Consider the following 13729-nt stretch of genomic DNA (forward strand, 5'->3'; position numbering starts at 1 on the left):
TGTTCCTACCTTCAGGCCGCGGCGTCGCTGACCGCGGGCTGACCGGCCGCCGTGAGCAGCTCGTTCAGCGGGCCGAGGTCGTAGATGCCCTTCAGGTCGACCGGCTTGAGCAGGCCGACGTCCTGCGCGTGCTGGGCGCTGGTGAACAGGGAGGAGGCGATCGGGTCGGCGGTGAAGCTCAGGTTCTGGAAGGCCGCGGCGAGGATCTTGTCCTTCAGCGGCTTGCCGGAGAGGGCCGCGATCTGGGCGTTGGCCGCCTTCTGCGCGTCCGCGTTGTCGTTCTTGATGTAGTCCAGCGCCTTGAGGTGCCCCTGCAGCAGCTTCTTGACCGTGCCGGGGTACTTCTTCAGAAAGGTCTGCGAGACGATCAGATGGGTGGTGACGAACTGGCCGCCCGGCCACAGGTCCTTCTCGTTCACCAGCACCTTGCCGCCGGATTCGAGCTGGAGCCGGCTGAAGTAGGGCTCGGGCACCCAGGCGCCGTCGATCGCGCCCTGGGCGAACGCCTGCAGCGCGGTCGCGTTGTCCTGCGGAAGGATCGAGACGTCGCCGCCGCCCTGGGCGTCGGCGTTCAGGCCGTTCTGCTTGAGCCAGGCGCGCAGCGCGACGTCCTGGGTGTTGCCCAGCTGCGGGGTGGCGATCTTCTTGCCCTTGAGGTCGGCGGCCGAGGTGATGCTCGGCTTGACCACCAGGCCGGCGCCGCCCGAGGTGCTGCCCGCGATGATCTTCAGGGCGGTGCCCTTCGACTGCGACCAGCCGTTGATCGCCGGGTTCGGGCCGATGTACGTGGCGTCGATCGCGCCGGAGAGCAGCGCCTCGAGCGCGGCCGGGCCGGCGTTGAAGGTCTTCGCCTCCAGCTTGGTGCTGCCCAGCGCGTCCTGGAAGAAGCCCTTGTTCACGCCGATCAGCGCGGGCGCGTGGGTGATGTTCGGGAAGTAGCCGAGCCGGAGCGTCGACGCCTCGGCCGTGCTGCTGGCGGCCTTGTCGTCGTTCTTGCCGCAGGCGGTGAGGGCGGTTGCGGTTATCAGCGCGGTGGCGATGGCGAGCGCACGTACGGTGCGGGAGCTCATGCTCACTCCTAGTTCTTCGTTATCGGGGAGAGTTCGGCCAGGGTCCGGTGGTCGACGACGCCCTCGATGGCTTCCTCGACGGCGACCCACACGTCGCGCAGCCCGGTGGCCGCGCCGTGGTAGGTCGTGGTGGCGGTGGGCAGCCCGCGCACGGTGGTCAGCGCGCCGCCGACGGCCCGGACCACGTCGCCCACCGTGATTTCTTCAGCCGGCCGGGCCAGCGCGTATCCGCCGTCCACCCCGCGGTGGCTGTGCAGCAGCCCGGCGCGGCGCAGGTCGAGCAGGATGCCCTGGAGAAAGCTGAGCGGGATGTCCTGCGCGGCGGCCAGGCCGGCGGCCTTGACCAGGCCGGGCTGCTCGGCGGTGATGGCGAGCATGGCCCGTACGGCGTAGTCGGTGCGTGCCGAGACGTACACCGGTTCTCCTCCGCTCCCAAACTCTGCTTCCCCTATCTGATGCATGGGAATAATGGATCAGATGGGAAAGGGTCGTCAAGGCCGGACCGCATCGCGGGATCCGTCAGATCGGCGGTGACCTGCCGTGGGGACGATGAACACGGAGCGCGCTAATGTCAGTCCGTGGCGCGCAGAGGCAAGATCCCCGCAACGAAGTACCCGGTCGAGCGATTCACCCTGGAAAACGGCCTGCGGGTGGTTCTCACGCCCGACCGCAGCGCACCCGTCGTGGGGGTGGCCGTCGTCTACGACGTGGGCATCCGTTCCGAGCCCGAGGGGCGGACGGGCTTCGCCCACCTCTTCGAGCACCTGATGTTCCAGGGCTCGGAAAACTTGGAGAAACTCGCCCACTTCCGGCATGTGCAGGGCTCCGGGGGCACCTTCAACGGCTCCACCCACCTGGATTTCACCGACTACTTCGAGGTGCTGCCGGCCGGCGCGCTGGAGCGGGCGCTCTTCCTCGAGGCCGACCGCATGCGCGGCCCGCGGCTGACCGAGGAAAACCTGCTGAACCAGATCGACGTGGTGAAGGAGGAGATCCGGGTCAACGTGCTGAACCGGCCGTACGGCGGGTTCCCCTGGCTCAAGCTGCCCCCGGTGATGTTCTCCACCTTCCCCAACGCGCACGACGGGTACGGCTCGTTCGGCGACCTGGACAGCGCGACCGTCGACGACGCGAAGGCGTTCTTCGACCGCTACTACGCCAGCGGGAATGCGACGCTGGCGGTGGCCGGCGACTTCGACGTGGCCGACGCGACCGCGATGATCCAGCGGCACTTCGGCGACGTGCCGGCCCGCCCGGCGCCGCCACTGCCCGACTTCGACGAGCCCGCGCCCGACGCCGAGCGGCGCGACGTGTACACCGACCGGCTCGCCCCGCTGCCCGGCGTGGCCAGCGCCTGGCGGGTGCCCGACCCGATCGCCGGCTTCGACGAGTACCTGCCGTACGTGGTGCTCGCCGAGGTGCTCACCGACGGCGAGGCGTCCCGGCTGGTCGAGCGGCTGGTCCAGCGGGACCGCTCGGTGACCAGCATCGGCGGCTACATCGGCTTCATGGGCGACGAGTTCCAGGTGCGCAACCCGACCGCGCTGCTGCTGCAGGCGCACATGCCGCCCGGCGGCGACGCGGAGAAGGTGCTGCGCACGGTCGACGAGGAGCTCGACCGCCTGGTGCACGACGGCCTCGCCCCGGGCGAGCTCGAGCGTACCCAGGCCCGGATAGCGACCCACCTGCTGCGCGACACCGACGCCGTGCTGGGCCGGGCGCTGCCGATGGCCGTGCTGGAGTTGCAGCGTGGCCGCCCCGAACTGCTCAACGAACTACCCAAGCTGGTCGGCGAGGTCACCGAGGCACAGATCGTCACCGCCGCGGCCGCCCTGCGCCCCGACCGGCGCGCCACCGTCGAGGTCCTCCCGGGAGCCGCCCAATGACCACCAAGAAGCTGCCCGACCTGGTGCCGGACGCCAAGCTCAAGCTTCCGAAACAGGCCGAGCGCTCGCTGCCCGGCGGGCTCACGGTGATCGCCATCCGGCGCACCTCGGTGCCGCTGGTCGAGCTGCGGCTGCGGGTGCCGTTCAGCAAGGCGCCGCTGCCCCGGGCCACCCTGCTGTCCCAGGCGCTGTTCACCGGCACCGGCGCGATGTCGAGCGTCGACATCGCGGCCGAGCTGCAGTCGGTCGGCGGCGGCCTCTCCGCCGGCCTCGACCCCGACCGGCTGCTGATCACCGGGAACGCGCTGGCCACCGGGCTGGACCGGATGCTCGAGATCCTGGCCGCCGTGCTGACCGACCCGGCGTACCCGAACGCCGAGGTGGCGACCGAGCGCGACCGGCTGGTCGACCACATCAACGTGGCGCTCAGCCAGCCGGCCCACATCGCCCGGACGGCGCTGCTCAAGCGGATGTACGGCAACCACCCGTACGCGGTGCAGACCCCCGAGCCCGAGCAGGTGCGCGCGGTCCGCCCGGCCGCGCTGCGCAGCCTGCACGCCGACCGGGTCCGCCCGGAGGGCGCCGTGCTCGTGCTGGTCGGCGACATCAGCCCGGAAAAGGCGATCGACGCCGCCGAGAAGGCGCTGGGCAGCTGGACCGGTCCCGGCCGGGACGAGTCGCTCCCGGCCACCCCGCCGCTCGAGCCCGGCCCGCTGCTGCTGGTCGACCGCCCGGGCGCGGTGCAGTCCTCGCTGCGGATGGCGCTGCCCGCGCTGCCCCGCACCGACCCGCAGTACGCGGCCCTGTCCCTGGCCAACATGATCTTCGGCGGCTACTTCTCCTCCCGGTGGGTGGAGAACATGCGCGAGGACAAGGGCTACACGTACGGTCCGCACACGGCGATCGAGCACTACCTGGCCGGCTCCTCGCTGATGGTGGCGGCCGAGGTGGCCACCGAGGTGACCGGCCCGTCCCTGCTCGAGACCCTGTACGAGCTGGGCCGGATAGCCAGCCTCCCGCCCGGCGAGGACGAGCTCGAGCAGGCCCGGCGGTACGCTCTCGGCACGCTGCGGCTCGGCATGTCCACCCAGGCGGGCCTGGCCGGCCTGGCCAGCATGTACGCGAGCTTCGGCCTGCGCCTGGAGCATCTGCGCGAGCATTCGGCGGCGCTGGCCACGGCGACCCGGGAGCAGGTGGCCGAGGTGGCCGCCAAGTTCCTGGCGCCGACCCAGGCGGTCACCGTCGTGCTCGGCGACGCCGAGAAGGTGGCGGCCCCGCTCTCCGCCCTCACCCAGGTTGTGCGCGGCACCGCGTGAGGAGCCCCGAGTTCCCCCCGACCCCGCCGCTGGCCCGCAGCACGCTCGATCGCTCCGCCGTACGCCGCCGGGACGAGGCCTGGCTCGCCGAGGCCTGGTCCCGCGGCCTGGTGCTGGTTCTCGACCCGCGTGGCCGCGCGCAGATCGAGGACCGGCCGGACGGCCAGGTCGGGCTGGTGCTGGTCCCCACGGCCGAGGCGCCGGCCGGCGCCGAGCGCTGGTTCCTCGGCGTCGACCCGGAGGGCACCGCGCTCTGGGCGGTCTCCGCCGAGCTGCCGGAGGGCGTGCGGGCGGCCTCCCTGCGGGACGTGGGTCACCTGCTCGATGCCCGCGACGCCGGACTGTTCACCACTGCGGCGGCGCTGGCCAACTGGCACGCGAGCCACGGGTTCTCGCCGCGTACCGGGCTGGCCACCACGGCGGTGGAGGCCGGCTGGGTGCGGCGCGACACCGACGGCAACGAGATGTGGCCGCGCACCGACCCGGCGATGATCGTGCTGGTGCACGACGGCGTGCCCGGGCCGGAGGGCCGCTGCCTGCTCGGGCACAACGCCACCTGGCCGGCCGGGCCGGACGGCGTGCGGCGCTTCTCCTGCCTGGCCGGCTACGTCGAGCCGGGCGAGTCGGCCGAGGCCGCGGTGCTGCGCGAGGTGGCCGAGGAGGTGGGCATCCCGCTGTCGAGCCTGACGTACGCGGGCAGCCAGTCCTGGCCGTTCCCCGGCTCGCTGATGCTCGGCTACCACGCCGTCGCCGACCCGGCCCAACAACTGCGGCTCGAACCGGAGGAGATCGACGAGGCGCACTGGTTCACCCGGGACGAGATCGCCAAGATGATCGCCGGCGATTTCGTCCACCCCGAGACCGGTGTCCGAATGAGCCTGCCGATGCGGTCTTCGATCGCTTTCTTCCTTATTGAGACGTGGTTGGGTGGTTTCGCCCGGTAACGTATTGATATCGGTCGAAGCAGAAAAAGTTTTCTCCTTCCCGGGTAACCAAAATGCGGCCATGCTGCGTCTCGAACTACAAAGACCGAGAGGTGGATTTTTCGATGACGCAGGTGGAGGCGCCCGCCTGGGCGCCCATGACGGACGACGAGCGCGCCCAGTTCGACCGGGACGGCATCCTCGTCGTTCCCGGTGTGCTCAGCGAGAGCGAGGTCGAGACCGGGCGTGACGCGCTCCAGACGGCCTTCGAACGGGCCCAGCAGCCCGGCGGCCACGGGCTGAACGCGACCGGTTCGCTGCACCAGCTCTCCGCGGTGACGTCCGTCCCCGAGCTGGCGTTCCTGATCGACCACCCGGCCGCGTTCAAGTACATCTGGTCGCTGCTCGGGTGGAATATTCACATCTACCACTCCCACGTGGACGTGCACCCGCAGATCCACGAGCAGCAGAAGGAGTGGTGGCACTGGCACCAGGACGGTGGCCGGCAGAACCGCGAGATCGAGACCGACCCGCGGCCGATGCTCTCCGTCAAGCTGGCGTTCTGGTTCTCCGACGTGAGCGAGACCGGCCGGGGCAACTTCACCGTGATCCCGGGTAGCCACAAGACCAACTGGCTGCCCGGCCCGCCGAGCCGTGGCGTCCCGTGGCCGCAGCCCGAGGGCGCGACCCAGATCACCGCGAAGCCGGGCGACCTGGTCGTCTTCGACCGCCGCATCTGGCACGCCCGGTCGGACAACTACTCGACCTGGACCCGGATGGGCGCGTTCTTCGGGTATACGTACCGCTGGATCGCCGGCCGCGACGACGTCGCCCACCTGCCGAACGAGCCCTGGTTCGACGGGCTCAACCCGGTGCAGAAGCAGTTGCTCGGCCACTGCCCCGGCGGCCAGAGCACCGGCGACCACGCATGGGGCCACGACCCGTCGACCGTGCCGCTCTACGGCGCGCTCAAGGAGCGGGGCCTGCTCGACTCCAGCATTCCGGCTCTCATCCCGTAAGACCCCCGTTAGAGTCCCCTATGTGGGGCAAACCGGGACATTAGACAAAGCGGCGACCGCGGCGGGCCGGCTCATCCTCGAGGCACTCGGGGAGGAGCGCCCGGCGCGGTCGCTGTCGCGTCTCATTGACTCGCCGCGCGCCGTACGGCTGCTACGCGAGCTGTTCACCGTGGCGGTCCGCCGCAGCTTCGTCGGGCGCGAGTCGCGCGACGTCACCCGCTACGTTCGCGACCTGCTGGACTACCAGTCGCTGCCGGCCGCCGGCGAGCTGGCCCGGGAGACCGAGGCCATGATCCGTGGGGCGATCGGCGAGCCGGAACTGGCCCACGGCGTGCCCGAGCTGCGCCGCTTCGAGCTGATCTGCCACGTGGTCGGCGACCTGGCCCGCCCGCCCGGGGTGCCGCCGGCCGAGCTGTTCGCCCTGGTCGATCAGGCCGAGCAGCGGGTGGCCCGGTTCGACCGGCCGCGTAACCGGGTGGTCGGCCGGAGGGCGATGTGAAGAAGAACAGGCGCCGCTCGCACCTCGAGCCGCCGGTCACGGAAGAGCCGGCGGAACAGCCGGCGGCCGAGAGCGCCCGGCGGCGCCTTCGCCGGGTCGAGGAAGAGCCCCCGCCGGAGTCACCCGTCATCGGCGCGCTCTCCGGTCAGCTGCCGCCCGGGGTGCCCGGTGGCAGCGGCGCGATCGTCACCGACGCGGGCCGCTACCTGCGGCAGGCCGCGCGGGACGAGGCGCCGTCCCGCTTCGGCTCCCCGGCCGGCGACGTGGACGAGTCGGCGCGCCGGGTCTGGGAAATCGCATTCGGTCTGATGGTGCGCCGCCGCTTCGACCCGGAGGCGGCGCTGGCCGAGATCAGCCGCACGGTCGCGGTGGCGGCGCACGACCACGCGGCGGCCGGCCTGGCGCTGCTCGACGCGGAGATGCTGGTGCGCGCGGCGCTGGGCGAGTCGGTCCCGGTCGGCGACATCGACGAGGGCGTGGTCATCGCCGTACACCTGCTGCTCTTCGCTTCGCTCGCGGACGAGCTCGCGCTGGGCGACGCCGAGTTGGACGCCATCATCGCCGAAGCCGAGGAGAAGGCCTCGGCGCTGATGGCGGTGTGCGCGAGCGTCAGGCGGCCAGCGCCGCCAAGTGCTCCTTGACCTGGACGATCGACGGGTTGGTCAGTGCCGAGCCGTCGTCGAACTTCAGCGTCGGGACCGTGCGGTTGCCGCCGTTCACGGTCTGCACGAACTCGGCGGCTGCCTCGTCCTGCTCGATGTCGACGACGTCGTAGGCGATCCCCTCGCGATCGAGCTGCGACTTGAGCCGGTGGCAATAGCCGCACCAGGACGTCGAATACATGGTCAACATCGGTCAGGGATCCCTTCGGCTGGGTCACTTGGCACTCCGCCTTGCGGCACAACGTCAGACCGGGGTGCCATGATTCCCGCGTGCGGACTGATGCGGTGCTGGCCGGGCTCGACCCCGAGCAACGGACGGCGGTGACCGCCCCGGCCGGCCCGGTCTGCATCCTGGCCGGCGCCGGGACCGGGAAGACCCGCGCGATCACCCACCGCATCGCGTACCGCACGCTCACCGGCGAGGTCAGCTCCCGGCACGTGTTGGCCGTCACGTTCACCGCCCGCGCCGCCGCCGAGATGCGGGCCCGGCTCGGCGCGCTGGGCGCCACCGGCGTGCAGGCCCGCACGTTCCACGCCGCGGCCCTGCGTCAGGTCCGGTATTTCGCGCCCCGGCTGCTCGAGGGGCGCCAGATGCCCGAGCTGCTGGAGTCCAAGGCGAGGATGGTCGGCCTCGCCGCCGCCCGGGCCGGCGTCCGGACCGACCGCACCGGCGCGCGTGACCTGGCCGGCGAGATCGAGTGGGCGAAATCGTCGCTGGTCGAGCCGGGGGAGTATGCGGTCGCCGCGACCAAGGCGCTGCGCGAGCCGCCGTACGAGCCGGCCAAGGTCGCCGAGGTCTTCGCCGCGTACGAGACGCTGAAGCGGCGGCAGGGTGTGATCGACTTCGAGGACATGCTGCGGGCCGCGGTCTGGGGCATCGAGGAGCACCCGGACGTCGCCGAGGAGATCCGCAACCAGTACCGGCACTTCGTGGTCGACGAGTACCAGGATGTGAACCCGCTGCAGCAGCGCCTGCTCGACGCGTGGCTGGGCGGGCGCGACGACGTGACCGTGGTCGGCGACGCGAGCCAGACCATCTACTCGTTCACCGGCGCGACCTCGGCGTACCTGATCGATTTTCCGCGCAGGCTGCGCAACGCGGTGGTGGTCCGCCTGGTCCGCGACTACCGCTCGACGCCGCAGGTGGTCGGGCTGGCCAACGCGGTGATCCGGCAGGCCCGCGGCAGCGAGGCGCGGCTGCGGCTGGAACTGGTCGGCCAGCGCCCGCCCGGCGCCGAGCCCGAGCTCAAGATCTTCCCGGACGAGGCCGGCGAGGCAGCGGCGGGCGCCCGCCGCTGCCGCGAGCTGATCTCCTCGGGCACCTCGCCCAGCGAGATCGCCGTGCTGTTCCGTACCAACGCCCAGTCCGAGACGTACGAGGAGGCGCTCGCCGAGGCCGAGGTGCCTTACGTGGTGCGCGGCGCCGAGCGGTTCTTCGAGCGGCCGGAGATCCGCCAGGCGATGATCGCGCTGCGCGCCGCGGTGCGCTCCACACCCGGCGAGACCCCGCTGGTGCCGGCGGTGGTCGACGCGCTCGCGGCGACCGGGTGGGCGCGCGAGCAGCCCCCGGCCGGTGGCGCGGCGCGCGAGCAGTGGGAGGCGCTGGCCGCGCTGGTCGCCCTGGCCGAGGAGTATGCGAAGGCGCCCGCCCTCGTGCCGATCGGCGAGGCCGGCGCCGTGCAGCGGGACGTGTCGCTGACCGAGTTCAACGATGAGCTGTCCCGCCGGGCCGAGCAGCAGCACGCCCCGACCGTCGAGGGTGTGACGCTCGCCTCACTTCATTCGGCCAAGGGCCTCGAGTGGGATGCCGTCTTCCTCGTCGGGCTCTCCGACGGGACGTTGCCCACGACGTACGCGAAAACGCCCGAGCAGCTGGAGGAGGAGCGCCGCCTGCTCTACGTCGGGGTGACCCGCGCCCGGCAGTGGCTTTGGCTTTCCTATGGTCAGGCCCGTTCGGCGGGGGGCCGCGCCCGGCGCCCGTGCCGCTTCCTGCCGCAGCTGGAGCGCCATTCGTCGACCGAGCGGGCCGGCGACCGCAGTCGGAAACCCGACCGGCGCCGCCCGCAGGTCTCCTCCTGCCGGGTCTGCGGCGCCACCCTGCTGGCCGGCGCCGACCGCAAGCTGGGCCGCTGCCCGACCTGCCCGTCGGACCTCGACGAAGACCTTTTCGAACGGTTTCAGGTCTGGCGCAAGCGCACCGCCGAGGAGCTGAAAGTTCCTGCGTACGTGGTGTTCACGGACGCCACTCTGGTGGCCCTGGCCGAACGCCGCCCGAGCAAGCCCGCCGAGTTGCTGGCGATCGCCGGGATCGGTCCCCGAAAGCTCGGCCAGTACGGCGATGCGGTCTTCGCCTTGGTGGGCGGCGCGAGCCCCGACGAGCTCGTGACGAAAAACTTTGAAAACTAGTCCGTAATTCGTTTGCCCTCCCTTGAGCGGGAGGCATAGCCTCAGGACACGCCTTGCGGAGCGCCCTGCTCCACGAGAGAAAAACGACGAGTGCAACGCATCTGGAGGAGGTGGCAACGATGGAGATTTACACGATGACCACGCGACCGTCGGCGCCGCTGAACCCTGCCTGCGCTCCGACCGCCATCGAGCCGAAAGCTCCGGCTCAGGCTGTCCGGCCGGTAGCGATTCTCGCCGCCGAGCGGGCCCCGGTTTCGTGGGCGCACCAGGTCCAGGTCCAGGCCGAGCTGGCCCAGGCCCTGACGTCTGCCGACGGGATCAATGGCACCACTGGGTTCATGGGCCTCGATGTCTCCAAGAAGCGCTACGCGGATGGTGGCAGCGGTGTCCCGCCTCGAGGAAGGCCGGTCTGATCAACCAGACCTACCGGCTCACCTCGAGGCCGCGGAACCCGTACAGGGTCCGCGGCCTAATTTTTTTGCCGGCTCACCGGCCGGTGCGCGACCAGCACTGCGATCCAGAAGATCGAGTTAGAAGAGAGAGGTGACCGGGCTTTATGAGTCTGGCGCTGGCCCCGATCGACGTGAGCGTCGACATCGAGGCAAACCTGCCCTGTCGGAAGTTCGACCCGGACCTGTGGTTCTCGGACTCCCCGGCCCAGCTGGAGCTGGCCAAGTCGCTCTGCGGGGACTGCCCGCTGCGCGTCGAGTGCCTCGCCGGCGCGGTCGAGCGGAACGAGCCCTGGGGAGTCTGGGGCGGCGAGATCTTCGAGCGTGGGGCCGTGGTCCCGCGCAAGCGGCCGCGTGGCCGTCCGCGTAAGGCGGACGTGGCGCGCGACGCCGAGCTGGCCCACGAGGTCGAGGAGCGGCTCGCCGCGAACGGCCTCGAGTCCCGCAGCCAGGTCCGTCTCGCGGCCTGACAACTCCAGCACACACCAGCCCTCCCCGAACGGCCAAGAGGCCACAACCGAAAGCAGAGACCGTGATGAGCACGAATGGAGCTTCCCGGATGAGACTTCTCCAAGAGGCGTTGTCCAGGGCCCGAATGCGTCGGCCTCAGAGTGGCTTTTCACCTGAGGCACACCGCCCCGCTCGCCAGGTAGCCATGGAGGCCCATCGCCGGGCCTCCCGCGAACTCGGCGGTGGGCGCTACTAAGACCCGCTGACAACCGATGAGAAGCACGAAAAAGGCCCGTCCGCGTGTGCGGACGGGCCTTCCGTGATTCCGCCGGACGCTTGCGCCCGGCGGGGATGCGGTCATGCGCCGGTGAAGAAGACTGTCGCGGCGGCGGCCAACGATGCCGGGTCGTTGAGGTGGCAGAGTTCGCGGGCCGAGTGCATGGAGAGGACCGGGGTGCCCACGTCGACCGTCGGGATGCCGATTCGGGTTGCGGTCAGAGGGCCGATCGTGGAGCCGCAGGGGACCGCGTTGTTGGAGACGAAGGGCTGCCAGGGGACGCCGGCCTCGGCGCACATGCGGGACCACAGCGCCGTGCCGATCGCGTCGGTGGTGTAGCGCTGGTTGGCGTTGACCTTCAGGAGGGGGCCGCCGCCGACGATCGGGCGGTGGGTCGGGTCGTGTTTTTCCGGGCGGTTCGGGTGTACGGCGTGGCCGGCGTCGGCCGACAGGCACCACGAGCGGGGTAGCGCTCGGGACAGGTCGATGCCGAGGGCCGCCGCGACCCGGTCGAGCACGTCGGCGAGCAGTGGGCCGGACGCCCCGGAGCGGCTCTCCGACCCCAGCTCCTCGTGGTCGAAGGCGGCCAGCACGGCGATCGCGCCGTCGACCGGCGTAGCCAGCAGCGCGGTCAGGCCCGCGTGCACCGAGGACAGGTTGTCCAGCCGGCCGGCGGCGAACAGCGCCCGGTCGGCGCCGAAGCGAGCCGGCGCCGCCGAGTCGACCGCGACCACGTCGTGGCCGGCGACCTCGGTGGGCGGGACGTCCGCGAGCCGGGCCAGATGGGTGAGCACGTCCGGGCCCTCGACGGCGAAGACCGGCTGGACGTCGCGCTGGCGGTCGGGGGCGAACGACGAGTTCAGCTCCCGGTCGAGGTGGATCGCCAGGTGCGGGATGCGCGCGAACGGGCCGGTGCGGACCAGGTGGACCGTGCCGTCCCGGGTGACCAGCCGGCCGGCGAGCTCGAGCTCCCGGTCGAACCAGGAGGCGATGATCGGGCCGCCGTAGATCTCGACGGACGCCTGCAGCCAGCCGTTCGAGGCGAGCGCCGGGCGCGGCTTGAGTTTGAAGGTCGGCGAGTCGGTGTGCGCGCCGAGGATCCGGAACGGGGTGACCGGGCCGACCCGCTCGGGCACCGCGACGGCGAGCACCGCGCCGTCCCGCACGATCACCAGACGGGCGCCGGGGTGGACCGCCTCGCGCCAGTCGGCGGTCTCGTCCAGCACCGCCCAGCCGGCCGCGGTCAGCCGACGGGCCACCTCGGCCGCCGCGTGGTAGGAGCTGGGCGAGGCCGTGATGAAGCTGCCGAGATCGTCGATGTGTGCGGTGGCGTCCATGCCTCCCATCGAATCATGGTGAGGGCGGGGCCGATCACCCGACCGGGGCGAAACCGGGCAGCCACTTCGCCACGATCGACCGGTACGGCGCGGACGCCTCCAGCTGGCAGAGCACCCCGATCGAGCCCAGCGTCACCCGGTGGATCAGCAGGTACGACGGCGGCAGGTTGAGCTTGCGGCTCAACTGGTACGCCGGGGAGCGCGGGCTGCCCAGCCGGGCCGCCTCGCCGCGCAGCCAGGACCGGGTGAACCGGAACTCGTCGACCGCGAGCGGCTCGATCATCGGGCGCAGGAACTTCAGCACCGCCTCGGCGTCCAGCTCGTCGTCCGGCTTGATGAAGCCCTCGTCGCGCAGCCCGTCGGCGACCGCCTCGGCGTCCCCGTCCAGCGCGAGCCGCACCAGCCGGCCGATCGGCTCGGGGTGGCCGCCGGGCAGCCGCGCCACCGCGCCGAAGTCGATCACGCCGAGCCGGCCGTCCGGCAGGATCCGGAAGTTGCCCGGGTGCGGGTCGGCGTGCAGCAGGCCGGCCCGGGCCGGGGCGGAGAAGTGCAGGGTGGCCATCAGCCGGCCGGCCTCGTCGCGCTCCTCGGGCGTGCCGTCGGTGATCACTTTGGCCAGCGGGGTGCCCTCGACCCACTCGGTGACCAGCACCCGTGGCGCGGAGGCGATCACCCGGGGCACGTAGATCTCGTCGTCGCCGGCGAACGCCTCGGCGAAGGCCGACTGGGTCCGCGCCTCGAGCGAGTAGTCGAGCTCCTCGGTGATCCGGGCGCGCAGCTCGGCCAGCAGCGGCTTGATGTCCATGCCCGGCTGAATGATCTTGAACATGCCGGCCAGCAGGGACAGCTGCTTGAGGTCGGCCAGCAGCGCCTCGCCGGCCCCGGGGTACTGCACCTTGACCGCGACCTCGACCGTCTTCTGCCGGGCATTCTTCCGCGCCTTCGGCAGCTTCCACTGCGCGCGGTGCACCTGGCCGATGCTGGCCGCGGCGGCCGGGCTGTCGTCGAACTCGGTGAACTTCTCCCGCCAGTCCTCGCCCAGCTGCTCGGCGAGCGCCTTGTGCAGGCTGGCCGCCGGCATCGGGGGCGCGGCCTCCTGCAGCTTGGTCAGCGCCTGCCGATACGGCCCGGCCATCTCTTCCGGCAGCGCCGCCTCGAACACCGAGAGCGCCTGGCCGAACTTCATCGCACCGCCCTTGAGCTGCCCGAGGACGCTGAACAGCTGCTCGGCGGTGCGTTGCTGGATGTCGGCCGAGATGACGTCGGTGGCGATCCCGACGGCCCGCTTGCCCAGGCCCAGGGCCGTCCGCCCGGCGAAGCCCAGGGGCAGCGCGGCCAGCCTCGCGGTGCGGGACGCGGCACGACGCGGTATGTCGCTCACCAGATCATTGTGACCGACGGATCGCCGGTCATCCGCCCGCGCGGTACCGCTTCG

At 71.5% G+C, this 13729-nt stretch carries 14 protein-coding genes; 9 read left to right on the plus strand and 5 right to left on the minus strand.

Going from position 1 to position 13729, the window contains the following annotated elements; translation table 11 throughout:
* Positions 1 to 11 precede the first annotated feature (11 nt).
* Complete coding sequence (locus tag IH26_RS0145475) at positions 12 to 1070, minus strand: ABC transporter substrate-binding protein (RefSeq protein ID WP_030442535.1); 1059 nt, start codon at positions 1068 to 1070, stop codon at positions 12 to 14.
* An 8-nt stretch (positions 1071 to 1078) separates the two neighbouring features.
* Positions 1079 to 1486, minus strand: coding sequence for an RrF2 family transcriptional regulator (locus IH26_RS0145480; protein ID WP_030442536.1), 408 nt, complete (start codon positions 1484 to 1486; stop codon positions 1079 to 1081).
* 162 nt (positions 1487 to 1648) lie between these two features.
* Between IH26_RS0145480 and IH26_RS0145485 the strand changes: the two genes are divergently transcribed.
* From IH26_RS0145485 to IH26_RS0145510, 6 genes are all read left to right on the plus strand, one after another.
* Positions 1649 to 2956: a M16 family metallopeptidase gene (locus IH26_RS0145485; RefSeq protein ID WP_030442537.1), complete on the plus strand. Its 1308-nt coding sequence runs from the start codon at positions 1649 to 1651 to the stop codon at positions 2954 to 2956.
* On the plus strand, positions 2953 to 4272 hold the full coding sequence (locus IH26_RS0145490) for a M16 family metallopeptidase (RefSeq protein ID WP_030442538.1): 1320 nt from the start codon (positions 2953 to 2955) through the stop codon (positions 4270 to 4272). The genes IH26_RS0145485 and IH26_RS0145490 overlap by 4 nt, the downstream gene beginning before the upstream one ends.
* Positions 4269 to 5216 carry an NAD(+) diphosphatase gene (gene nudC, locus IH26_RS0145495; protein WP_030442539.1) on the plus strand — a complete coding sequence of 316 codons (948 nt, stop codon included), beginning with the start codon at positions 4269 to 4271 and terminating at the stop codon, positions 5214 to 5216. Before IH26_RS0145490 ends, nudC begins: the two co-directional genes overlap by 4 nt.
* A gap of 104 nt (positions 5217 to 5320) precedes the next feature.
* Complete coding sequence (locus tag IH26_RS0145500) at positions 5321 to 6214, plus strand: phytanoyl-CoA dioxygenase family protein (protein ID WP_030442540.1); 894 nt, start codon at positions 5321 to 5323, stop codon at positions 6212 to 6214.
* Between the two features lie 22 nt (positions 6215 to 6236).
* Complete coding sequence (locus IH26_RS0145505; RefSeq protein ID WP_030442541.1) at positions 6237 to 6713, plus strand: hypothetical protein; 477 nt, start codon at positions 6237 to 6239, stop codon at positions 6711 to 6713.
* Entirely contained in the window at positions 6710 to 7354 is a 645-nt protein-coding gene (locus IH26_RS0145510; RefSeq protein WP_030442542.1) for a hypothetical protein, read from the plus strand. The genes IH26_RS0145505 and IH26_RS0145510 overlap by 4 nt, the downstream gene beginning before the upstream one ends.
* Here IH26_RS0145510 and IH26_RS0145515 read toward each other — a convergent pair.
* Positions 7323 to 7565 carry a mycoredoxin gene (locus tag IH26_RS0145515; protein ID WP_030442543.1) on the minus strand — a complete coding sequence of 81 codons (243 nt, stop codon included), beginning with the start codon at positions 7563 to 7565 and terminating at the stop codon, positions 7323 to 7325. The genes IH26_RS0145510 and IH26_RS0145515 overlap by 32 nt on opposite strands.
* Before the next feature lie 80 nt (positions 7566 to 7645).
* Between IH26_RS0145515 and IH26_RS0145520 the strand changes: the two genes are divergently transcribed.
* The 3 genes from IH26_RS0145520 to IH26_RS0145530 all read left to right on the plus strand — a co-directional run bounded on the left by IH26_RS0145520 (position 7646) and on the right by IH26_RS0145530 (position 10700).
* Positions 7646 to 9781 carry an ATP-dependent DNA helicase UvrD2 gene (locus IH26_RS0145520; RefSeq protein ID WP_030442544.1) on the plus strand — a complete coding sequence of 712 codons (2136 nt, stop codon included), beginning with the start codon at positions 7646 to 7648 and terminating at the stop codon, positions 9779 to 9781.
* A gap of 53 nt (positions 9782 to 9834) precedes the next feature.
* Complete coding sequence (locus tag IH26_RS0145525; RefSeq protein ID WP_245665981.1) at positions 9835 to 10194, plus strand: hypothetical protein; 360 nt, start codon at positions 9835 to 9837, stop codon at positions 10192 to 10194.
* 143 nt (positions 10195 to 10337) lie between these two features.
* Positions 10338 to 10700, plus strand: coding sequence for a WhiB family transcriptional regulator (locus IH26_RS0145530; protein ID WP_030442546.1), 363 nt, complete (start codon positions 10338 to 10340; stop codon positions 10698 to 10700).
* Between the two features lie 337 nt (positions 10701 to 11037).
* Here the strand turns inward: IH26_RS0145530 and IH26_RS0145535 are convergent, their stop codons facing one another.
* Together IH26_RS0145535 and IH26_RS0145540 are read right to left on the minus strand one after the other, a co-directional pair.
* On the minus strand, positions 11038 to 12303 hold the full coding sequence (locus IH26_RS0145535) for a M18 family aminopeptidase (protein ID WP_245665982.1): 1266 nt from the start codon (positions 12301 to 12303) through the stop codon (positions 11038 to 11040).
* Positions 12304 to 12328: 25 nt separating this feature from the next.
* On the minus strand, positions 12329 to 13675 hold the full coding sequence (locus IH26_RS0145540; protein WP_030442548.1) for an ABC1 kinase family protein: 1347 nt from the start codon (positions 13673 to 13675) through the stop codon (positions 12329 to 12331).
* Positions 13676 to 13729: the final 54 nt, after the last annotated feature.

The organism is Actinoplanes subtropicus (assembly GCF_000721705.1).
Taxonomy (GTDB): domain Bacteria; phylum Actinomycetota; class Actinomycetes; order Mycobacteriales; family Micromonosporaceae; genus Actinoplanes; species Actinoplanes subtropicus.

Coding starts and splice junctions, on each gene's coding strand:
- IH26_RS0145530 (WP_030442546.1), top strand. CDS start 10,338: ATGAGTCTGGCGCTGGCCCCGATCGACGTGAGCGTCGACATCGAGGCA.
- IH26_RS0145535 (WP_245665982.1), bottom strand. CDS start 12,303: ATGGGAGGCATGGACGCCACCGCACACATCGACGATCTCGGCAGCTTC.
- IH26_RS0145475 (WP_030442535.1), bottom strand. CDS start 1,070: ATGAGCTCCCGCACCGTACGTGCGCTCGCCATCGCCACCGCGCTGATA.
- IH26_RS0145500 (WP_030442540.1), top strand. CDS start 5,321: ATGACGCAGGTGGAGGCGCCCGCCTGGGCGCCCATGACGGACGACGAG.
- IH26_RS0145515 (WP_030442543.1), bottom strand. CDS start 7,565: ATGTTGACCATGTATTCGACGTCCTGGTGCGGCTATTGCCACCGGCTC.
- IH26_RS0145490 (WP_030442538.1), top strand. CDS start 2,953: ATGACCACCAAGAAGCTGCCCGACCTGGTGCCGGACGCCAAGCTCAAG.